This window comes from Streptomyces sp. NPDC058620 (assembly GCF_042717135.1).
Classification (GTDB): Bacteria; Actinomycetota; Actinomycetes; order Streptomycetales; family Streptomycetaceae; genus Streptomyces.
On record NZ_JBHXQO010000003.1, the window covers coordinates 126865 to 147934 of the forward strand.

General features: G+C 70.5%; 19 protein-coding genes and 1 pseudogene. 10 read left to right on the forward strand and 10 right to left on the reverse strand.

Annotation, left to right across the window (positions count from 1 at the left end):
* Positions 1 to 109: 109 nt before the first annotated feature.
* Positions 110 to 262, reverse strand: coding sequence for a hypothetical protein (locus ACFWSK_RS05345; protein ID WP_383782211.1), 153 nt, complete (start codon positions 260 to 262; stop codon positions 110 to 112).
* A gap of 162 nt (positions 263 to 424) precedes the next feature.
* Here ACFWSK_RS05345 and ACFWSK_RS05350 point away from each other — a divergent pair, with 162 nt between their 5' ends.
* The 4 genes from ACFWSK_RS05350 (at position 425) to ACFWSK_RS05365 (ending at position 4445) form a co-directional block, all read left to right on the forward strand.
* Positions 425 to 937, forward strand: a complete 513-nt coding sequence (locus tag ACFWSK_RS05350) for a DUF5709 domain-containing protein (RefSeq protein WP_383782214.1) — start codon at positions 425 to 427, stop codon at positions 935 to 937.
* Positions 938 to 1022: 85 nt separating this feature from the next.
* The gene (gene gndA, locus ACFWSK_RS05355; protein WP_383782217.1) at positions 1023 to 2465 is read left to right on the forward strand and encodes an NADP-dependent phosphogluconate dehydrogenase; all 1443 of its coding nucleotides are present in this window, start codon (positions 1023 to 1025) and stop codon (positions 2463 to 2465) included.
* A 109-nt stretch (positions 2466 to 2574) separates the two neighbouring features.
* A complete protein-coding gene (locus ACFWSK_RS05360; RefSeq protein ID WP_383782219.1) occupies positions 2575 to 3651 on the forward strand; it encodes a Dyp-type peroxidase in 1077 nt (358 codons plus the stop codon).
* Positions 3648 to 4445 carry a family 1 encapsulin nanocompartment shell protein gene (locus tag ACFWSK_RS05365; RefSeq protein ID WP_383782221.1) on the forward strand — a complete coding sequence of 266 codons (798 nt, stop codon included), beginning with the start codon at positions 3648 to 3650 and terminating at the stop codon, positions 4443 to 4445. Before ACFWSK_RS05360 ends, ACFWSK_RS05365 begins: the two co-directional genes overlap by 4 nt.
* Before the next feature lie 21 nt (positions 4446 to 4466).
* Here the strand turns inward: ACFWSK_RS05365 and ACFWSK_RS05370 are convergent, their stop codons facing one another.
* A complete protein-coding gene (locus ACFWSK_RS05370) occupies positions 4467 to 5867 on the reverse strand; it encodes a M64 family metallopeptidase (RefSeq protein ID WP_383782223.1) in 1401 nt (466 codons plus the stop codon).
* Positions 5868 to 6084: 217 nt separating this feature from the next.
* Here ACFWSK_RS05370 and ACFWSK_RS05375 point away from each other — a divergent pair, with 217 nt between their 5' ends.
* From ACFWSK_RS05375 to ACFWSK_RS05395, 5 genes are all read left to right on the forward strand, one after another.
* On the forward strand, positions 6085 to 7485 hold the full coding sequence (locus tag ACFWSK_RS05375; RefSeq protein WP_383782226.1) for a tetratricopeptide repeat protein: 1401 nt from the start codon (positions 6085 to 6087) through the stop codon (positions 7483 to 7485).
* A gap of 96 nt (positions 7486 to 7581) precedes the next feature.
* Positions 7582 to 9225 (forward strand): PucR family transcriptional regulator, encoded by a 1644-nt coding sequence (locus ACFWSK_RS05380; protein ID WP_383782228.1) that lies wholly within the window; start codon positions 7582 to 7584, stop codon positions 9223 to 9225.
* 109 nt (positions 9226 to 9334) lie between these two features.
* Positions 9335 to 10705, forward strand: a complete 1371-nt coding sequence (locus tag ACFWSK_RS05385) for a diaminopimelate decarboxylase (protein WP_383782230.1) — start codon at positions 9335 to 9337, stop codon at positions 10703 to 10705.
* A gap of 36 nt (positions 10706 to 10741) precedes the next feature.
* Positions 10742 to 11296 carry a MarR family winged helix-turn-helix transcriptional regulator gene (locus ACFWSK_RS05390; protein ID WP_383782232.1) on the forward strand — a complete coding sequence of 185 codons (555 nt, stop codon included), beginning with the start codon at positions 10742 to 10744 and terminating at the stop codon, positions 11294 to 11296.
* A 2-nt stretch (positions 11297 to 11298) separates the two neighbouring features.
* Entirely contained in the window at positions 11299 to 11745 is a 447-nt protein-coding gene (locus tag ACFWSK_RS05395) for a MarR family winged helix-turn-helix transcriptional regulator (RefSeq protein ID WP_383782234.1), read from the forward strand.
* 355 nt (positions 11746 to 12100) lie between these two features.
* Here the strand turns inward: ACFWSK_RS05395 and ACFWSK_RS05400 are convergent.
* The 3 genes and pseudogenes from ACFWSK_RS05400 to ACFWSK_RS05410 form a co-directional block, all read right to left on the reverse strand.
* A pseudogene (locus ACFWSK_RS05400) lies at positions 12101 to 12301 on the reverse strand (GNAT family N-acetyltransferase); the annotation flags it as partial.
* 17 nt (positions 12302 to 12318) lie between these two features.
* Positions 12319 to 12744: an aspartate 1-decarboxylase gene (panD, locus tag ACFWSK_RS05405; RefSeq protein ID WP_383782236.1), complete on the reverse strand. Its 426-nt coding sequence runs from the start codon at positions 12742 to 12744 to the stop codon at positions 12319 to 12321.
* A 657-nt stretch (positions 12745 to 13401) separates the two neighbouring features.
* Positions 13402 to 13542 carry a hypothetical protein gene (locus ACFWSK_RS05410; protein ID WP_383782238.1) on the reverse strand — a complete coding sequence of 47 codons (141 nt, stop codon included), beginning with the start codon at positions 13540 to 13542 and terminating at the stop codon, positions 13402 to 13404.
* A 469-nt stretch (positions 13543 to 14011) separates the two neighbouring features.
* Between ACFWSK_RS05410 and ACFWSK_RS05415 the strand changes: the two genes are divergently transcribed.
* The gene (locus tag ACFWSK_RS05415) at positions 14012 to 14374 is read left to right on the forward strand and encodes a hypothetical protein (protein WP_383782240.1); all 363 of its coding nucleotides are present in this window, start codon (positions 14012 to 14014) and stop codon (positions 14372 to 14374) included.
* Between the two features lie 150 nt (positions 14375 to 14524).
* Here the strand turns inward: ACFWSK_RS05415 and ACFWSK_RS05420 are convergent, their stop codons facing one another.
* The 5 genes from ACFWSK_RS05420 to ACFWSK_RS05440 all read right to left on the reverse strand — a co-directional run bounded on the left by ACFWSK_RS05420 (position 14525) and on the right by ACFWSK_RS05440 (position 20845).
* Entirely contained in the window at positions 14525 to 15184 is a 660-nt protein-coding gene (locus ACFWSK_RS05420) for a nucleotidyl transferase AbiEii/AbiGii toxin family protein (RefSeq protein ID WP_383782242.1), read from the reverse strand.
* Complete coding sequence (locus ACFWSK_RS05425; RefSeq protein ID WP_383782244.1) at positions 15181 to 15543, reverse strand: hypothetical protein; 363 nt, start codon at positions 15541 to 15543, stop codon at positions 15181 to 15183. The genes ACFWSK_RS05420 and ACFWSK_RS05425 overlap by 4 nt, the downstream gene beginning before the upstream one ends.
* Positions 15544 to 16190: 647 nt before the next feature.
* Positions 16191 to 17762, reverse strand: a complete 1572-nt coding sequence (locus ACFWSK_RS05430; protein ID WP_383782246.1) for a GMC family oxidoreductase — start codon at positions 17760 to 17762, stop codon at positions 16191 to 16193.
* A gap of 36 nt (positions 17763 to 17798) precedes the next feature.
* Positions 17799 to 19310, reverse strand: a complete 1512-nt coding sequence (locus tag ACFWSK_RS05435; protein ID WP_383782601.1) for an APC family permease — start codon at positions 19308 to 19310, stop codon at positions 17799 to 17801.
* 65 nt (positions 19311 to 19375) lie between these two features.
* A complete protein-coding gene (locus ACFWSK_RS05440) occupies positions 19376 to 20845 on the reverse strand; it encodes an aldehyde dehydrogenase family protein (protein ID WP_383782248.1) in 1470 nt (489 codons plus the stop codon).
* Positions 20846 to 21070: the final 225 nt, after the last annotated feature.

Consider the following 21070-nt stretch of genomic DNA (forward strand, 5'->3'; position numbering starts at 1 on the left):
GTTCAGCGGGGCAGGAGGCCCGCCGTGTTCGGGGAGGGGCAGCGGTCAGGGGCGGAGCCCCTGCCGGAACCGCTGGCGGTCACTGACCGTGACCGGATGGAGAAGATCGCTAGCCGTGACCGTGCAGAGCGGTACGGCCGGTACCGGGCGCGCCGATGCCGGCGGTGCTCACCGGTCCGGTGCCCACCGGACGGGCCATGGCCGGGCGCAGCACGGAGGTGGCCTGCGGCAGGCTCTCCCTCGTGGCACGTGTACGACCCATGGGCCGAGTGTACGTCCGGTCGGACCCTTCCGGTTCCGCCCCCTGGTCCCGTTCCGCCGCCCCCGGAACCGGCGATGCCGAGCCCTTCCGTTGGCGGCTCCTCGCGGACCGGAGTGGAATTGCGTACAGGGGGACGTCGCCCCCGGACCGAAAGGACACGCCATGACTGACAGCGAACGGGGGGACGATGTCTACCAGCCCCAGGAACCGGAAGCCTCCGACCCGAACGAGTTGCTCAATGTCGAGGACACCCTGGACACCTCGGGCGTCACCGATCCCCTCGATGCGGGGTACTCCCCGCCGGAGCGTCCGTGGGCCGTCGACGACGAGGGCACCACCGCGGCGGAGCAGCACGACGGGGAGTCCCTGGACCGGCGGCTGACCCGGGAGCTGCCCGATGTCCCCGACGACGCGGACGAGGGCCCGGGCGACCTGTCCGAGGGCGACGGGGAGCTCTGGGACGCCGAGGTCGGAATCGTCCGTGCCGGCCGGCTCACCCAGCAGGCGGACGGCAGCGTGCCCTACACGCTGACCGCTCAGGACGTGGGAATCGACGGAGCGGCCGCCTCGGCCGAGGAAGCCGCCATGCATCTCGTCGACGACGAGGAGGAACCGCTCGAAGGGACTCCTCTGGACGACGAGTCCCCGCCCGCGGGAGAAGTGACGACGCGCTGAACCCGTCGGCGCCGCCGCACGTATCCATCGTCCCGGTACGACCCACCCCACCGGGGTACTCACAGAGTTCAGGAGCACACCACAGATGACCGGCACTGCGCAGATCGGCGTCACGGGGCTCGCGGTGATGGGCCGCAATCTCGCCCGCAACTTCGCCCGGAACGGCTTCGCCGTCGCCCTGCACAACCGCACGACCGCCAGGACCGACGACCTGGTCAAGGAGTTCGGGGCTGAGGGCACGTTCGTTCCCGCGCACACGCCGCAGGAGTTCGTGGCCGCCCTGGAGCGCCCGCGCCGCCTCGTCATCATGGTGAAGGCGGGCGATCCGACCGACGCGGTGATCAAGGAGTTCGCCCCGCTCCTCGACGAGGGCGACGTCATCATCGACGGAGGCAACGCCCACTTCGAGGACACCCGCCGTCGCGAGAAGGAGCTGCGCGAGCGGGGCATCCACTTCGTGGGAGTTGGCATCTCGGGCGGCGAGGAAGGCGCGCTGAACGGCCCGAGCATCATGCCGGGCGGCTCCACGGAGTCGTACGCGTCCCTCGGGCCGATGCTGGAGAAGATCGCCGCGCGCGCCGAGGACGGCACCCCCTGCACCACCCACATCGGGCCGGACGGCGCCGGGCACTTCGTGAAGATGGTCCACAACGGCATCGAGTACGCGGACATGCAGCTGATCGCGGAGGCGTACGACCTGCTGCGGGCCGTCGCGGGCTACTCCCCCGCGCAGATCGCCGAGGTGTTCCGCACCTGGAACACCGGACGCCTCGACTCGTACCTGATCGAGATCACGGCCGATGTCCTCGCCCACACGGACGCGGCGACCGGCAAGCCCTTCGTCGACATCGTGCAGGACCGGGCCGAGCAGAAGGGCACCGGCCGCTGGACGGTGCAGATCGCGCTGGACCTGGGCGTACCCGTGTCCGGGATCGCCGAGGCCGTCTTCGCACGCTCGCTCTCGGGTCACGCGGATCTCCGTGGGGCCGCCCGCGGTCTGGCGGGGCCGTCGGCCGTACCGCTGAGCGGGGCGGAGGCCGCCGCCTTCGCCGACCGGGTCGAGCAGGCGCTGTACGCCTCCAAGATCGTGTCGTACACCCAGGGCTTCCACCAGATCCGGGCGGGCGGCGAGGCGTACGGCTGGGACATCGGCCTCGGTGGCGTCGCGGCGATCTGGCGGGCGGGGTGCATCATCCGTGCGGCGTTCCTCGACCGGATCAGGGCGGCGTACGACGCGCGCCCGGAGCTGGCGAGCCTGCTCTCCGACGAACAGTTCGCCCAGGAGATCGGGGCCGCCCAGGACGACTGGCGGGCGGTGATCGCCGAGGCGGTGCGCCAGGGTGTGCCGACGCCGGGCTTCGCCGCCGCTCTCTCGTACTACGACGGCTTGCGCGCGGACCGGCTGCCCGCGGCGCTGACCCAGGGCCAGCGGGACTTCTTCGGTGCGCACACCTACCGGCGCACGGACCGGGAGGGCTCCTTCCACACGCTCTGGGGCGGTGACCGCTCGGAGGTCTCCGCCGGCTGAGGTTCGCCCGGGTGGCCCGCCCGGAGTGCGGGCGGGCCGCGGGCGTGCGTTAGTGGCAGACGAGTCCCTGCCTTCCCGCACCGCCGACACCACCCCCTGGAGTGCGCGCATGCCCGACGCCGTCCCGGACCCCGTCGCGGTCCAGCCCGTGGTAGCCCCGCTGACCAACGCCGCGCTGATTCTGGTCGGCACGATCGAACCGGGCGGCGAGGACGCCGTACGCGACATGCTGCCGGATCTCCCCGCGGTGGCCCGTTCGCTCGGCTTCCGGTACCCGGACGCGGGTCTGGCCTGTGTGATGGGGTTCGGCTCCGAGGCGTGGGACCGGCTGTTCGCGGGTCCCCGGCCCGCGCAACTGCATCCGTTCCGTGAGCTGCGGGGCCCCCGTCACCATGCCCCGGCCACTCCGGGCGACATCATCCTCCACATCCGGGCCGAGCGGATGGACGTCTGTTTCGAGTGGGCGGCGCAGTTGCTCGACCGGCTCGGCGGGGCCGTGCGGATCGTCGACGAGACGCAGGGGTTCCGCTACTTCGACCACCGCGACCTGCTCGGTTTCGTGGACGGCACGGAGAATCCGGTCGGTGCCGACGCGCGCTCGGCGGCCCTCGTCGGCGACAGTGACCCGGAGTTCGCGGGAGGCAGCTACATCATCGTGCAGAAGTACGTGCACGACCTCGCGTCCTGGAACTCACTGACCACCGAACAGCAGGAAATGGTCATCGGGCGCACGAAGTTCACCGACATCGAGATGCCCGACGACGTCAAGCCCGCCGACTCCCATCTCGCCCTGAACACCATCACCGGTCCGGACGGGACCGAGCGCGACATCCTGCGCGCCAACATGCCGTTCGGCAGCTTCGGGGAGGGCGAGTTCGGGACGTACTTCATCTCCTACGCGGCCGATCCCGGTATCACCGAGCAGATGCTCCGCAACATGTTCCTGGGGAGTCCGCCGGCCACGCACGATCGCATTCTCGACTTCTCGACCGCGATCACCGGCTCCAGTTTCTACGCTCCCGGCGCCGATTTCTTCGACGCCCCGCCGCCCGCGCCCGCCCTCGCCGGTGCCGAGGTCCTGCCGGAACCGGCGTCCGCGCCGGCCCCGCGGGCCACGGACCCGGCGATGGTGCCGGACGAGGGCTCGCTGCGAATCGGCAGCCTGCAAGAAAGCGCCCCGCGATGAACAACCTCCACCGCGAACTCGCCCCCGTCACGGAAGCCGCCTGGGAACAGATCGAGGAGGAGGCCCGGCGGACCTTCAGCCGTCATGTGGCCGGCCGCCGGGTCGTCGACGTCACCGGGCCCGACGGTCCGACGCTGGCCGCCGTCGGCGACGGCCATCTGCGCGACATCGATCCGCCCGCTCCCGATGTGCTGGCCAGGGCCCGTACCTCGACGCCGGTCGTGGAATGGCGGGTGCCGTTCACCGTGACCCGGGCGGCCGTGGACGATGTCGAGCGCGGTTCGGACGACAGCGACTGGCAGCCGGTGAAGGACGCGGCGCGCACCTGCGCGTTCGCCGAGGACATGGCCGTCATCGACGGGTACGGGGCCGGCGGGATCACCGGTCTGCGCAGCGGTTCCTCGCACGACCCGCAGCCGCTGCCCGCCGATGCCCGCGACTACCCGGCGGCGGTGAGCCAGGCGCTGACCCGGCTGCGGCTCGCGGGGGTCGACGGTCCGTACCGGCTGCTGCTGGGCGCGGACGCGTTCACCGAGGCCACGGAGACCTCCGACCACGGGTACCCGGTCGCGACGCATCTGGGCCGGCTGCTCGACGACCAGATCCTGTGGGCGCCCGCCGTGACCGGCGGAGTGCTGCTGTCCACGCGCGGCGGCGACTTCGAACTGCGCCTCGCCCAGGACCTGTCGATCGGCTACGCGAGCCACGACGCGACCAGCGTCCACCTCTACTTCCACCAGGCGTTCACCTTCCGCATGCTGACGCCGGAGGCCGTGGTCCCCCTCATCGCGTGAGGACCACGGCCGTGCGGGGGCTCAGCCCCGGCGGGCGCCCGGTGCGACGGTCCAGCTGAGCCGGTCCGTGGCCAGGTCGCGGACCGCGGGGTCGCGTACCGCGTCGGTGCGGTCGGTCAGTCTCGCGGTCACCCGGTGGCCGCGGCCGTCCTTGCGCACGCCGAGCGAGGCGGGGGTGACGGTCGTACGGCCCCGTGCCGCGGACTTCTCGACGCCGTCGACGTACCAGCGCAGTTCGGTCCTGGACAGGGTGCCGAGCCGGGCCACTTCCACCGTGATCCGGTCCGCGGCGCCGAGGGCGGAGTCCGTACCGACGGGGCTGCTCAGCGCGTTGCCCGCGCGGTAGAAGCCCGCGATCATCGCCTCGCGTCCCGGCAGGTTGAACTCCTTGCTGCTCAGCTCGCGCATGATCGAGGTCCCGGTCGGCCGGTAGATGCCGTACGGGTGGTAGAAGCTGCCCTCGTACGTACCGACCGTGCCGCCGGTGGGATCGGGGCGGCCCAGCCAGCGGTACCACTTGGCCCGCTTCGCGGTGAGCTGGGCCGGGTCGTAGGTGGTGGAGTTGATCCCGGCCGGTTCGCCGCCGGTCCAGGTGCCGTAGGCGTCGTAGGTGTACTCGTCGTCGAGCAGGCCGACGGAGTGGCCTATCTCGTGGGCGGCGATCAGGCTGGACGAGGCGTGGTCGGAGGAGAGGGTGGACACGCCGTTGAACGGGTATCCCTCGTCGGTCAGGCCGGAGTAACCGGCGCCGCCGTACTTGGTGGAGTTGGAGACGACGACCACGAGGTCGGCGGCCGGGGCCTTGGCGGCGTAGGACGCCACCTTGTCGATGTCGGCGCAGATGAGCCGCTCGATGCCCTCGCACCAGAAGTAGCTGCCGAGTGCGGTGTCCCTGACCTGGCCGGCGGTCGGGTCACCAGTGATCCCGGACTCGTTGGAGACCGCGTCCACGGTCCAGACGTTGAAGAGTCCCTGGTAGCTCTTGTACGGCTCGATGGCCGTGATGGCGGCCCACTTGGCGGTGGCGTCCGCGTGGAAGTCGCCCTGCTGGCCGGCCGTGTAGCCGTCTCCGACGATCACGATGTCGAGGCGGTCCTCGGTGCTGCCGGTCACCGCGAGCTCGCCCGCCGTGCCGTCAGCGGCGGTCTCCGCCGCGGAGAGCGGTGCGGTGGTGCGCGCGCCCTGCCGGCTCGGTCCGTGCCCCTCCGCCGGAACCTGTACGGTGCGGCCCTCGCCGCCGGGTTCGGGGAAGTACTCGGCCCTGAGCCGGTCCGGCTCGTCACCGGCGGCTGGGGCCGTACGGTCCGCCTGGAGAGCCGAAGCGGCGGGGGCGGCCGTGACGGCGGCCGTGGCCAGCAGGCCGGCGAGGGCGAGTCCCGACATGAATCCTGTGGTTCGGCGCGTGCCGAGGCGTATGCGCATGTACAACTCCTTCAAGTCCCCGCGGTGTTAGGCGCGGTATGGGGGTGCGGGCGACGGGAAGCCCGGCATTTAACGCAAGAGTTAAACTCAATTAATGTGCCGCTTAACCTAGGGGTCGCGGCGATGCGGAACAAGACCCGGGAGCAAGGGGGTTGACACCCGAAACGGTGTCTCCGCCCGGGGCCGGGACGCGGAGCAGGGCGGAGAGGGTGACGCAGTGGGCGAGAAGCAGGCGGCGGGCAAGGGACCCGGGCACAAGCAGTCCGACGATCCCGGAGTCATCGGCCGGCGGGTGCAGCGCCTGCGCGCCGAGCGGGGCCTGACGCAACGGCAGCTCGCCGAACCCTCGTACACACCGGCCTACATCTCCACCCTGGAGGCCGGCCGGGTCCGCCCTTCGGAGGCGGCCGTCCGCCATCTCGCCGAGCGCCTCGGCGTGACGTACGAGGAGCTGGCCACCGGCCGGCCCGCCCATCTCGCCACCGGCCTCCGGCTGAGACTCGTCGAGGCCCAGCGCACCCTGGCCACCGGAGCGGCCGAGGACGCGGCGGAGCAGTACACGGAGCTGCTGGGCGAGGCCGGCCGCCTGGGGCTCGGCCCCGAACGGGCCACCGCGCTGCTGGGACTCGGACAGTGCGCGCTGGAGACCGGGGATCTGCCCGCGGCCCGCAGGCACTTCGAGGCGGCCGAGAAGGCGCTCTCGGACGCGCCGCTCCCGCAGCGGGCCCCGGCCGTCCGGGGCCGGGCCGTCGCGCATCTGCTGGCGGGTGAACTCCGGTACGCCTGCTATCTGCTGGAGAGCGCCATCGACGAGCTCAACCACTCCGGTCTCCAGGACCCCGGAGCCCTCCTGCTGCTCTACACGGCGGCGATCGCGCCGTACATGGACATGGGCGCCCACGCCCGCGCCGCCCAGGCGGGCGAGCTGGCGCTGGCGCTCGCTCCGCGGGTCTCCGACCCCGAGCTGGTCGCGGGACTGCACCGCGGGGTCGCCCGTACGCTCATCGCGGCAGGCCGCATCGCGGAGGCCGACGCCTCACTGGCCAGGGCCGCCGAGATCTACCAACAGCTCCAGATCCGCACGGAGATGGCGCACTGCCACTGGATGCGCGGCTACGTCCGCGCGCAGGACGGCGATCTGAACGGCGCCGAGAGCGAACTGCGCGCCGCCCGCGACATGCTGGCCTCCAAGCGCGCCGCCCTCTACACCGCCCAGGTCGAGGTGGAGCTGGCCGATGTGCTGCGCAGACAGGGCAGGGCGCAGGATGCCGAGGAGTTGCTGGAGCGCCTGATCGGCGAACTCCACCCGGACCGGGGATCGGTCCACGCGGCCGGAGCACACCGGCTCCTCGGGCTGATCTGCGAGGAGAAGGGCGCGCTCGAAGCGGCCGAGGAACACTACGTCAACGCGCTGGCGCTGCTGGAGCGGGCGGGCGCGGCGGGCGATCTCGCCGACATCTGCCGTCTGCTGGGCGACCTGTTGCGCAGGGCGGGCCGTACGGAGGCGGCGCTCGACGCCTATCGCACGGGACTCGGCCACCGGGCGTCACCGGGGAGCACGACGCTGGGCCCCGCCCCCGTGCGCCCGCACCAGGAGCGGTCCCAGAGCTCTCCCTGACTGCCGCGGCCCGCCCCGCACCCCGCGGACGCTCCCCCTCGGCCGCCGACGCAGCCGCTCTCCCCCGGCGCCCGCCGCGCTCGTATGCTCGGGCGCGTGACGAGCCAACCGCCTCACGACGTGCCGGTGCGGGGCAGCACGCTGCGCGACATCCTCGCGTTCGACGACAGTGGGACGCTGCGGCTCCTGCTCGCGCCCGCCGGCCAGGATGTCGCCGTGCGGGGCGTCGTGTTCGGTGACGAGGAGGGCACGCGGTCGGCCGAGGCGTGCGCCGTGCTCGCGGTGGGGCCGCCGGTCTCCTCCGCCGAGGCCGTGGCCGCGGTGCGCGGGGCGGCCGGGCGCGGGGCAGGCGCCGTGGTGCTGCGCGAGACGGAGGGCATGCCCCCGGCGCCCGAGGTGCTGGCGGCGGCCGAGGAGTCCGGGCTCACCCTGCTGACCCGGGCGGCGTGGGCGGACTGGACCGACACCGCGGCGCTGCTGCGGTCCGCGCTGTCGTACGCGGGGACGGAACGCGCCGGGGAGCCGCCGGAGGAGTCCAGTGGCATGGCCGGCGGCCTCAGCGCGCTCGCCTCGGCCATCGCCGAGTACACGGGTGGCGCGATCACCATCGAGGACACCCGGTTCCGGGTGCTGGCGCATTCCGCCACCCGGCCCGAGGCCGACGGGGTGCGCCGCTCCACGATTCTCGGCGGCCGGGTCCCCGAGTGGCGGGTGGCCGAGCTGCGTCGCAGCGGCATCCTGCACGCGCTGTGGACCTCACGGGACGTCATCCACCGCCCCGCCCAGGGCGACAGCCCCGAACGTCTGGTCATCGCCGTCCGCAGCGGGCCGGAGGTGCTCGGCTCGATCTGGGTGGCCGCCGACGGCCGCAGCCTCTCCCCACAGGCACCGGACGCCCTGCGCCGGGCGGCGGAGGTCGCCGCCCCGCACCTGGTCGGGTACCGGCTGCGCGAGAGCGCGGCGGTACGCCGCCGGGACCACGCCCTGCGCGGACTGCTGCACGGCCGGGGGGATCAGCGCACGCACGCCTGGTCGCTGGGCCTCTCCCCCGACGCCCCGTGCGCGGTGCTGGCCGTCGAGCGGGCCGACGGCGCCCCGCCGTCCGCCGACCGCACCCTGGACGTGCTGGCCCTCCAGGCCGCCTCGTACCGCTCGACGGTGCTGGTGCTCAGCGAACGGGACCGGCTCCTGATCCTCCTTCCCGTCGGCGACGCCCAGGCCCGGGACGTCGCGCGGCTGACCAGGGAACTCGACGCGCTCGCGGTCTCACTGCCCGGAGGTGTCCCGGTCCGGGTGGGGGCTGGCTCCGTCGCCCCTTCCGCGCTCGGCGCCGCCGCTTCGTACGAGGAGGCGCTCCTCGTCCTGCGGGTGCTGCGCGAGCGCGAGAGCCGCGGCCGCGCGGAGGGCGAGCCGCGCCGCGCCACGGCCGCCGAGGTCGGCCCCTCGCTCGACGTCCTGCGGGTCCTGGACGCCGCACGGCCCCTGTGGGAGGCGGGCAGCGGGCCGGTGCACGATCTCGTACGGGCCGATCTGGCTGCCGGCGGCGAGCTCGTCCGCTCACTCGCCGCCTACCTCGACACCTCCGGCGACGTCGCCCGGGCGGCGCGACGGCTCGTCCTGCACCCCAACACCCTGCGCTACCGGCTGCGGCGCGCCAGGGAACGCTTCGGTGTGGACATCGACGACCCCGACACCCGGCTGCTCCTCACGCTCGCCGTCCGCCTCACGGCCGAGTGCTGAGCGTTTCGGTACGATTTGATAGGGCAGTTGCCCGTCCGGCCAAGGTTCGGCGCGAGTCTTGGCCCGTTCGACAAAGACCTGTGGGGCCGCCATCAACGACTCTCGCGGTATGACGCAGACGACTTCCCCGACACCCGTCGCTCCGGCCGGTTCCGCCCGTTTCGCCGAAGCGGTCCGCCAGGCCGTGGCCGACGGCCTGCTGGGCGAACAGCAGCCCGTGGCCGGCTTCATCGACACCGACGGAGTACGTGAATCCGTGGCGGCGCTGTGGGACGCCTTCCCCGCCATGCCCGGCACCCTCCACACCTTCGCCGCCAAGGCGTCCTCGCTCGTCCCCGTCCTGCGCCTGCTCGCCGACTGCGGCATGGGGTGCGAGGTCGCGAGCCCCGGTGAACTGCGGCTCGCGCTCGACGCGGGATTCGCCCCCGCGGACATCGTGCTCGACTCCCCCGCCAAGACGCGCGAGGAGATCCGGCTGGCGCTCGCCCTAGGGGTGGCCGTGAACGCCGACAGCTTCGACGAACTGCGGCGGATCGACGAACTGCGCACCGCGGATTCGGTGTCCGTCCTCGGACTGCGGGTCAATCCGCAGGTGGGGAGCGGTTCCATCGGAGCGATGAGCACCGCGACGGCGACCTCGAAATTCGGTGTGGCGCTCCGCGACGAGGGCGCTCGTGAAGCGGTCGTACGGGCCTTCACCGCGCGGCCGTGGATGACCCGGCTGCACGCCCATGTCGGCTCCCAGGGCTGCCCGCTGGAGCTCATCGCACGAGGGATCGCGGAGACGTACGAGCTCGCCGAGGAGATCAACGGCGTGCTGGGCACCCAGCAGATCACCAGCATCGACATCGGCGGCGGGCTGCCGGTCAACTTCGCCGACGACACGGTGCGGCCCTCGTACGCCGCGTACGTGGCCGCGCTGCGGGAAGCGGTGCCCGGGCTCTTCGACGGCCGCTATGCGCTGGTCACCGAATTCGGCCGGTCGCTGCTCGCCAAGAACGGCTTCATCGGAGCCCTCGTCGAGTACACGAAGGACGCGGGCGGCCGCAGGATCGCCCTCACCCACGCGGGCGCCCAGACCGCCACCCGTACGGTCTTCATGCCCGACGCCTGGCCGCTGCGCGTCGGGGCTTTCGACGCACAGGGGCGCCCTCGCACCGGGCCGCTCGTCGTGCAGGACATCGCCGGACCGTGCTGCTTCGCGGGAGACGTCGTGGCACACGGCAGGGAGCTGCCCGAGCTGCGGGAGGGCGACTTCGTCGTGCTGTACGACACCGGGGCGTACTACTTCTCCACCCCGTGGGCGTACAACAGCCTGCCCAGGCCCGCCGTGTACGGCTTCAGGCGCGGGGCGGACGGCGAAGGGGTGCGCTTCGCCCCGGTGCGCGACGCGCAGTCCCTGGACTCGATCGCGAGGGAGAGCGGTCTGGCGCATGCCGACGCCCTGACCCGGCTCGGCGCGGGAGCGACCACTATTTAGTAGCCATGTACATAGTATCCATGTACTCTATTTTTCATGAGCAACGCCGACAGCACACGCGGTACTGACGACACGAGTCGGCCACCCGCAGGTCCAACGCCGGGGTTCCTCGTGTGGCGCCTCTCGATGAAGTGGCGCGTCGCCGTGGACCGTGAACTGACGCCGCTGGGGCTGACGCACGCGCAGTACTCGCTGCTGGGCTCCCTGATGGATCTCCAGCGGGACGGCACCCGGCCCAGCCAGCGCCGCCTGGCGGACCACACGGGCCTCGAACCGCTCTACGTCTCGAAGCTGGCCCGGACCCTGGAGAGCGCCGGCCTTCTGGAGCGCACTCCGGACCCGGCCGACACCCGCGCCGTGCAGCTGTCACTCACCGAGCACGGGCGCGCGCTCACCTCGCGCGCGATCGTGCTCGTCAAGCAGCTCATGGAACGGCTCCTGGAGCCGCTGGGCGGGCTGGGCGGCAGCGACACCGCCGCCTTCACCCGCGATCTGAACGCCCTGCTCGACGTACCTCTGCACGCGGCACCCCTGCACGCGGCACCCCTGCACGCGGCACCTCTGCACGCGTCATCGACGAACGAGGAGTAGCCATGTCCAGCACCGTCACCGTCAACGGCCAGATCATCGGCCAGGCCCACTACGCCACCCGGGCCGTTCTCGAACGCCTGCTGGCGGAGTCCGGGACGACGTTCCACCAGTGCGTGGCGCTCAACGCGACCGCGGAGAACGGCGGCACGACCGAACGCGCCGCACTCGTGGCCCGGATGACCGGCACGCTCAGGATCGACCGGGCGACGGCCGACACCGTACTCACGGAGCTGACCAGCGCAGGACTGCTCGAAGAAGCACCGGGCGACGACTCCCGTCTCGTGTTCACCGAGGCCGGCCGCGAACGCCAGACGGACATCCGGACGGGGTCCGCCGCCATCAGCGCACGCCTGTACGCCGGTCTCCCGGCGGACGAACTGGCGGCAGCGGGCCGCGTGCTCACCGCGGTGACGGCCCGGGCGAATGCCGAACTCGCCGACGCCGCCTGACCGGCCGGCGCCTTCCTCTCAGCCGGCCGGCTGAGGTGAGGGCTCGGGGTCCGGCACCGGCTCGGGATTCGGCGTGGGCGGCTGCGGAATCGGGTCCGGAGCAGGACCCGGCGGCACGGGGCCGGGGGCCGGCGGCCCGGGAGCCGGTGGAGCGGGCGGTGCGGGCGGCGGTCCCGGCAGCGGCCCGGGCGGCCCCGGAACGGGGTTGGGCGTCGGCGGGGGCGGCAGCGGGTCGGGGTAGGGGTGGGTCATCTCGGTCCTCCAGCCTCCGAAGTCGTACGGGTGGAACGCAAGCTCCACCGTCTCCCGGAGCGGCTGCCCGCGCCTGCCGAGTCCATACGTCCGAACGGCGGTTTCAGAACATTTCGGGGTGCGACCCGAGCTGCCGCTCCGCCTCCCGCACGAGCTCGGCCGGCGCCTCGGGGGCTTCGCCGGGATGGCGCGCCGCCCACTTCGCCGCGTACGGACATAGCGGCACGACCGCGACACCCTCACCTGCCGCCAGGTCGCGGAACTCCCGCACGAGGGCGCCCGCGACTCCCTGGCCCTCGTGCGTTCGTCCGGCCGGGCGGGTCAGGACCGTGCGGGGACCGCGTGCGGGCTGCGCTCCGTGCGCGTGCCCGGGACCGGCGCCGAGGCGTCGGCACCGAGCGCGACGATGCGGTTGTCCGCGTCGACGTGGACGACGCTCGGGGTCAGCGAACGGGCCTCGGCGTCGTCGACCTGGGCGTAGCTGATCAGGATGACCAGGTCGCCGGGGTGGACGAGGTGGGCGGCGGCACCGTTGATGCCGATGACACCGGAGCCGCGCTCGCCCTCGATGACGTACGTCTCCAGGCGGGCGCCGTTGTCGATGTCCACGATGTGCACGAGCTCGCCGGGCAGCAGGTCGGCGGCTTCCATCAACGCGGCGTCGACCGTCACGGAGCCGACGTAGTGCAGGTCGGCCTGGGTGACGGTGGCACGGTGGATCTTGGACTTGAATAGAGTACGCAGCACTTTGGACTCCTGGAAGACGGCTCCCTGCCTGCTTTGTGCAGGTCAAGGGCGGTCTTCACCCTACACGGGCACGCGTCGAAGTCGATGATTGTGAGGAACATCGCTTCTCATTGGGGATAGGGCTCCCCGCCTGTGCTTCCGCGCCAATCAGGCTGTTGTGACGCCACCGACCAGGTGCCTGTTCGGACAGCCTTTTCAGGATGTTCGCGAACTGATGCTGACCAGATGCCGACTTGCCTGACGCCGCATCAGGTGCATGCGGGTCACAGGGTGACTCGCTGCCCGGGAGCACGCACTGCAGTCCGAATGATCCGCGAGGAGCTCACACAGTCGGCGTCAGGCGCACGGCCTTCGCGTCGCGACAGTAGTTTTCCGGAATCTTCAGTTCTACGACTGGGAGGCCCCGACGCTCTCGCGACCAGTGAGCCGTCTCGTTCCGTTGCCACGACGGGGGCCGACCGAATGCTTAACCCTCTCCCCGGTCATCACACTCAGCGCCAAGGATCTCCCATGGCAAAGCAAGCTCGGCAGCGAGCTCGAAAAGGGGGCAACGGTAGATCGTCTCGTCGGTGTACTCGATTGTGGCCGCCGACAGGACGCGGGTGTGCCGGTCGAGTCTCGGTGGGGCCAGGAGCAACCCCGGCCCCAAACGGTTGGTCAGACCTTGTCCTCAAGTACGCCCAGCGCCGCATGGAGGACCGGCTCCACGCGCAGGCGCGTCCCGTCCCGGTCGAACACCTGGAGGGCCTCCAGGCAGACGATGGCCCCACGTGCCTCCCCGGACGAAAGACCGGCCATCTCGGCCGCGGTGACGAGGTAGGCGCGCCACTCCCTCGGCTTTCCCTCCCCTGGAAACCCGAGACGTGGCCTACATGTTTGATTCAGAAGATTACGGACCTTCAGGCGAACGTCTTGATCATCACTCGCAGCAGATCGGGACTCGTCGCGGCGAGATTGCCTTCCGCGAGCGCGTGGAGGGGCAGACTGTCGGGTGTGGTCATCGTGCTGATCTCCTTCGTGACTCGACACCTCGAAGATCAGCCGGTGGCCGCATCTATGCGGGTCTCAACCCAACGCCGGACCAACTCCCGGATCCGGCCGAACCCGCACACCACTTCTCTGGACGCCACCGCACTGACGATCGAAGGCGAGCCGGACGTCCCCGCTCCCCGCCTCTGAGGCGGCGCCCGGGCAACTTCTCCAGATGCGACCTCAGGGCCGCCCCGACTGGATACCGTGTCGCTCCAGTCGGCTGGAGGGGCCTCACATGAAGTATGGAGATGCGGACTACATGGCTGCCCGGGACGCCATGGTTGCGATTCTGAAGGGGTGGGCCCGAGAGGGCCGGACCGACACCTACAAGGCGCTGAGCGAGGCCGTGGCACCGGAGCACCGGGTGCACTACCACAGCCGGATGATGTCGCTTCTGCTGGCAGACGTCTGCCGCAGGGACAGCACCGGTCCCGAGCCGATGCTGTCAGCACTGGTAGTCAATGGATCCAGCCGAAAGCCTTCCGACCAATTCTTCGAGCTGGCCGTTACCGAGTTCCACCGTCGGGACCCGGACTGGACATGGGAGAGGGAGCGGGATGCAGTGTTTGACCGTTACCGCAGCCCGGTTTCGCCGTGAGTCCACTGCGGGGTATCGCTCGGCTGCCCTGCACATCCGCCGTGCAGGGCAGCCACCCACCGTGAACGGCTCCGGGTTGGAACCTGCTGGCTACACCGCATCCTCTCGTTGCAACGGCGGTATAGGGGTGATGGACGCGATGACTGCCTCTCAAGCGTTCTCATCATGGATCCGCGCACCCAGATCCTCCGCCCACCCCAGCGCCCACGCCTTGAGTTCTTCGATCTGCCGGGAGGTGAGCCCGTACGCGGTGTAGTCCTCATCCTCGTACCAATCCGAGCCGATGAGCCGGTCCCGGAGGTCTTCGAGGCTGAACTCGTCGTGGGCGCGACGGCGGCCCAGGGATTCGAGGTCGGCGGTGGAGCGGTGGCGGGAGGCAGCCTGGACGTCGATGAGGTCGCGGACGGTGCCGCGGTCGGCGAGGGCACGGACCTTGGTGCCGATCACGTCGTCGAGGGAAAGAACGGGGCCGTAGGGGGTCTGGGCAGGCGGAGCCCAGAACGCCTCCTTGAGGACGTCGACCTCGCACTCCTCGCCGGTGTCCGGATCGGTGACGAGGAACCGGCCGCTGAGCGGATCGGTCTGGACGTGCGTGGTCCGCCATCCGCGCGCGCTGAGGCCTGCTGTGAGTGAGGCGACGATCTCCTGCATCGGAGCGGGGTTCTCGGTGGCGACGTCGAGGTCACGGCTGAAACGTTCGACCAGGCCGTGGGCCTGCACGGCGTATCCGCCGGTGAGGACCAGAGGGTAGGGGGAGCCGAGGTCGAGGATGTCGGCGAGGAGACGCTCGTGGAGCGGAGTGAGCTTCACGCGGCGGTCGTGTCGGCCGGAGCGGTGCGGAGCAGCTCGGGGAAGGCATCCTCCCAGACCTCGCGGATGTAGAGACTGATCAAGCGCCGCAGCACGGGCCACTGCTCGGTGAGCAGCCGGTGGTGCAGGAGGGCCACCAGGTCCTCACTCAGTCCTTCGGCGAGGACGGTCCGGTAGAGCGTCATGCGGGACTTCGGACGGTCCAGGCTGTAGCTCGTCCGCCCGGACCAGACGATGTGAAGCGGCAGGTCCACGTTGCCCTCGACGGGGCCGGCCAGCTCCTGCAAGCGCTCGGGCAGTCGGCTGCGGTAGCGGTCCCGCAGCACCTCGGCGCGGGGGGCGGTGATCGTCGTGTCCATGCATCCAGTATCGCTGCTGGGAGTCGGCGGCATGGCGGCTACGGGGCTTCCCTGTCGTACGTACGGGTTGGGCGCCGCCCGCCCTTCCCTCGGACATCTCGCCCAGTGGGCGATTAGCGCATCATGGCCTACCCGTGCAGCCCCCAGGTGGCGCGGCAACCGGCTGCCCTGCGACCCGGGACCGGCCCCGCTCGCGGGCGTGGGTGATCATGACGCGGCAGGTCACGCGGATGGCCGCCCCGGTGGAGTCGGCTTCGGCCTCAGTGTAGGGAATGACGAAGGTGCCGCAGCCGAGGCCCATGCCGCGGAAGATCTGACGAGTCACGCAGCGAACCTCCCAAGCGGGAGCCAGGCACCTGTGTCCAGGTCCCCCGCTCGTGGCGGCCACCAGGTCAGCAAGCTGGGACGCTCGCACGCGCGATGCTGACCATTTGCTGACCTGAGCGACCCGCTCATGCATCTGACCTGCACAAATGCCCAGACGCTAGATCTTGGACTTGAACATGGCACGAAGCATGCGAATGCTCCCGATTTGTTTGCTCCCTGCCTACTTCACGCAGGTCAAGGGCAGTTTTCACTCTACACGTGCACGCATTGGACTCGAAGATTTTGAGGAACATCGCGGGACGGGCGATCAGGACGCCCAGTCAGTTCCGGTCCGCTCGGATCATGTCTGCGCACTTCTCCCCGATCATCATCGTGGTGATGCAGGGGTTGACGGCAGGCAGGAACGGCATCACGGACGCATCGGCCACCCGCAGTCCCCGCACCCCCTTCACGCGCAGTCGCGGATCGAGGACGGCCTCCGCGTCGTCGGTGGCACCCATCCGTACCGTGCCCGCCGGATGATAGACCGTGTTGTGGGTCTGGCGGATGTAGTCGAGCAGCTCCGCGTCAGTCACGGCGTCGGCTCCCGGCGCCAGTTCCCGGCCGGCCCAGGAAGCCATCGGCGCCCGGGAGACGATGTCCCGGGCGAGCCGCAGCCCGTAGGTCATCACCCGTACGTCGTGCTCGTCGGTGAAGTAGCGCGGGTCGACCCGTGGCTTGTCACGGAAGTCACGGGTGCGCAGCCGGACAGTACCCATGGAACGGGCGCGGGTGACATTGGGAGTGAGGCAGAAGGCGTTCTCGGAGGTCGGGTACCCGCGCCGATAGGTGTGCATGTCGAAGGGCACAGACCCGTAGTGGAACATCAGGTCCGGACGGTCGAGGCCGGATTCGGTATCGGCGAAGATGCCGATCTCCCACCACTGCGTGGACGTGGTGACCATGGGCTGCCGCGCCTCCCACATGATCACGCCCTCGGGGTGGTCCTGAAGGTGGGCACCGACCGCCGGTGAGTCGACGCGGACGTCCACACCGGTCTCGCGCAGATGGTCCGCCGGGCCGATCCCGGACAGCATCAGCAGTTTCGGCGCGTCGATGGAGCCGCAGGACACGACAACTTCGCGTCGCGCGCCGACGGTACGCGTATGGATGAGGTCGGGTGTCAGGTATTCGACGCCGGTGCACCGCTGTTCGGCGTCGAGAACCAGTCGTTTGGCCTGCAGCCCGGTGCGTACTTCGAGGTTGGGACGCTGTCCGATAACCGGGTGCAGGTAGGAGACGGAGGCGGACGAACGCGTCCCGTCGGGGCGGGCGTTGATCTGGAACCAGTGCGCTCCACGAGTGACCGTCGTACCGGTGTTGAACGGCGTGGTGGGAATTCCGGCCGCGGTGCATGCCTCCAGCAGGGCCGCTCCGCACGGGTCGTTCGGCGGGATCGTGCGGATGGTCACCGGGCCGTTGCGCCCGTGGTGGTCGCCGGGTGCGTCGTTGGTCTCCAGCCGTTGGTAGAGCGGGAAGCAGTCCGCGGCGCTCCAGCCCTCGCACCCCAGAGCACCCCATTCGTCGAGGTCCTCGGCCGGCGCCCAGAAGGCGATGCAGGAGTTGTGGGACGAGCAGCCGCCGAGGACTTTGGCACGGGCATGCCGCATGAAACTGTTGCCGTTGTCCTGCGGCTCCACCGGGTAGTCCCAGTCGTAGCCGGATTCCAGCAGCCCCATCCACCGGTCGAGCCGCAGGATGTTGTCGTCACCCACGTCTGAGGGACCCGCCTCCAGTACGCAGACGGTGACGGACGGGTCCTCGGACAGCCGGGCGGCGACGACCGCCCCGGCCGTACCGCCGCCGACCACCACATAGTCGAAGAGGTCCTGCAATTGACTCTCAGCCGGCATCTGTGTCTCCAGAAATCATGGGGTGTGGGGCTGCGGCTAGCCGCGCGGCGGGGCGTGCTCCTCGGCGCGGTGGCCCTCAAGAACGCCGGTCTTGTGCCGCTGCACGAACCAGTAGTAGGCGAATCCGCCGAGCCCGACGATGCCGATGAAGATGAATGCGCCCCAGCGCAGATACCAGTGCTGCGCTCCCGTCGCGTTGTAGACCTCGGCGCGCGGCCAGGCGAGGTTGAGCGACATGGCCGCTCCCCACAGCACGGCGACGATGTTGATCGGCAAGCCGAGCCGACCGAGCGAGAAGTTGCCCTCCACGGGCTGCCAGGTGCCTCGCAGCCGGCGGATCAGCATGGGGGTCGTGACCATCAGATAGGCCAAATAGATCATGATGACCGCGATGCTCGTGATCACCGAGAAGATCTGCGGCTGGTTGATGTTGATCACCAGGATGACGACGCCCACCACACCGATCACGACGGCAGGCACCACAGGGGTCTGGTAGCGGGGGCTGACCCGGGCCAGAATTGAGCCCGCAGGAAGGTTGTTGTCGCGTGCCATCGCGAACATCAGCCGGATGCCGGCGGCCTGCACAGCCAGCACGCAGACCGTGATCGCGACGACCACGCACCACAGGAAGATCTCACCGACGGTCGAGCCGAGCGTCTCCAGCACCACGTACTGCAAGCCGCCCGTCGACAGCTCCTCAGCGGCCAGATCCGGCACCGACAGCAGTGCGAAGAGCAGGATCAGTCCGCCGATGAGGAACGACGCGATGAGCGCCCGCAGGATGGCGCGGGGCGCGTTGCGGCCCGGATTGTGCGACTCCTCGCCGAGCGACGACGCCGTGTCGAAGCCGTACATCACGTACGCGGACGCGAGCGACGCGGTGAGGAACGCGCCGAAGTACCCGAGGGTCCGGCCGTCGCCGAGCCCGTACGTCTCCGTCAGGGCGGTGCTGGGGCCGCGGGTGATGTGCGCCGCCAGGAAGATGATCAGGGCGACCGCGGCGATCAGCTCGATGAACACACCTGCGGAGTTGATCCGGGCCATGAGCTGGACCCCGAAGGCGTTGACCAGGGTGGAGAAGAGGATCAGTACCGTGCCGAGGAGAACGGCGTTGGCCGCCGCGTCGTTCTTGCCGGTGCCGTCGCCCACGAACTGGAACCAGCTGTCGATCTGCGGCAGCGTGATCTGGTAGGCGAGCGCCACGGCTGAGAGCGTGACCATGGTGGCGGTCATCATCATCCAGCCGCCGAGCCAGCCGACGTGCCGGCCGCCCATGCTCTTGGCCCAGTTGTAGATCGAGCCGGCCACCGGGTAGCGGGCGGCGAGCTCGCAGAAGCACAGGGCGACCATCAGCTGGCCGGCGAAGACCATGGGCCAGGACCACCAGTAGGCCGGGCCGCCGAAGCTCACGCCGAAGTAGAACAGCTGGAAGGTGCCGGTCAGGATCGAGATGTAGCTGATGCCCGCGGCGAAGGTGTGGAAGTTGCCCAGGGTTCGCTTGAGTTCGGGCTTGTAGCCGAGCTCAGCGAGTGAGTCGTCATCATGGATGCCGTCGGCCCGGGTGCCGGGGCGCGGGGTGCTCGTCGGGTCGGGGCTTGTCGGGTCGGAAGTGCTCACTCGAACCACCTCTGCGGCCGGGCTGCGGTGTTGCGCCAGATGTGCTTGGCCTCCTGGTACTCCGCGAGACCGGCCGGGCCGAGCTCACGGCCGACACCGGACTGCTTCATTCCGCCCCACTCGGCCTGCGGCACATACGGATGGAAGTCGTTGATCCATACGGTCCCGGCGCGAAGCCCGGCGGCCACCCGGTGGGCGCGCTCGGCGTCCTGCGTCCAGACGGCCCCCGCCAGGCCGTAGACGGTGTCGTTGGCCAGGGCGATGGCCTCGGCCTCGTCCCGGAACCGCTCGACGGTCAGGACCGGGCCGAACGATTCATCCCGTACCACCGTCATGTCCGGCGTGCACTCGTCGAGCACGGTCGGCAGGTAGTAGAAGCCGCTCTGCAGCGCCGGGTCGTCCGGGCGGGCACCGCCGCAGCGCAGTACGGCGCCCTCCGCCAGGCCCGCGGCCACGTACGCCTCGACCTTGGCACGATGCGCGGCCGAGATCAGCGGCCCGCTGCGGGCGTCCGCGTCGAACGGTCCACCGAGCCGGATGCCCCGGGCACGCCGTACCAACTCGTCGACGAACGCGTCGTGCAGATCGTCCTGCACGAGCAGCCGCGCACCGGCCGAACAAACCTGCCCGGCATGCAGGAACACCGCCATCAGCGCGTAGTCGACCGCGGTGTCGAACTCGGTGTCGGCGAACACGATATTGGGATTCTTGCCGCCCAGTTCGAGCGCGATCTTCTTCACGGTGGGCGCGGCCGCCGCCATGATGAGCCGTCCGGTGACCAGGCCGCCGGTGAAGGAGACCATGTCCACGCGCGCGTCCGAGCTCAGCGGCGCGCCCGCGGTGGCCCCGGCACCGAGCACCAGATTCGCGACACCGGGCGGCAGTCCGGCCTCGGTGAGCGCCTTCATCAGGAGGATCGCGGTGTGTGGCGTCAGCTCACTGGGCTTGAGAACGAAGGTGTTGCCCGCGGCGACCGCGGGGGCCACCTTCCAGGCCGTCTGCAACAGCGGATAGTTCCACGGCGTGATCAGCGAGCAGACGCCGACCGGTTCGTGCACCACTCTGCTGTCGATCCCGTGATCACCCGCGTCGACGATGCGGTCGGTGCCGCCGGAGGCGACCAGGTTTCCGAAGTAGCGGAAACAGTTCGCGATGTCGTCCATGTCGTACTCGCTCTCCACGAGCCGCTTCCCTGTGTCCAGGGTCTCGGCTCTGGCGAACGCGTCCTTGTCCCGTTCCATGATGTCGGCGACACGCAGCAGCAGCCGGCCGCGCTCTGCGGCCGACGTGCGCGGCCACGGCCCCCGATCGAACGCCTCGCGCGCCGCGGCCACTGCCGCGGCTGCGTCCTGCGGCCCCGCCTCGTCGACGGTCGCGACCAGGACACCGTCCGCAGGGCAACGGATCTCACGTGTTCCGCCCTCGATCGCAGCGCTCCATCGGCCACCGATGAACAGCTCAGGCATGGCGTCCCTCCAGGCCCGCACGAGGAAGGGGAAGGCGGCGTAGCCTACCGTGACGAGCTCACCACCCACAGTAAGCATTCGACGGCACACTCGCGCGGCGAGCAATGCCGTACCGCTTGGGCTCCCGTCGCGCTCACCCGCCCCGCTACCCGTCGCCCGCGCTTCCCCGCTCCGCAGAAGCGGCCGGACAGCACGACTCCGACCTGCACATATGCCGAGACGCCA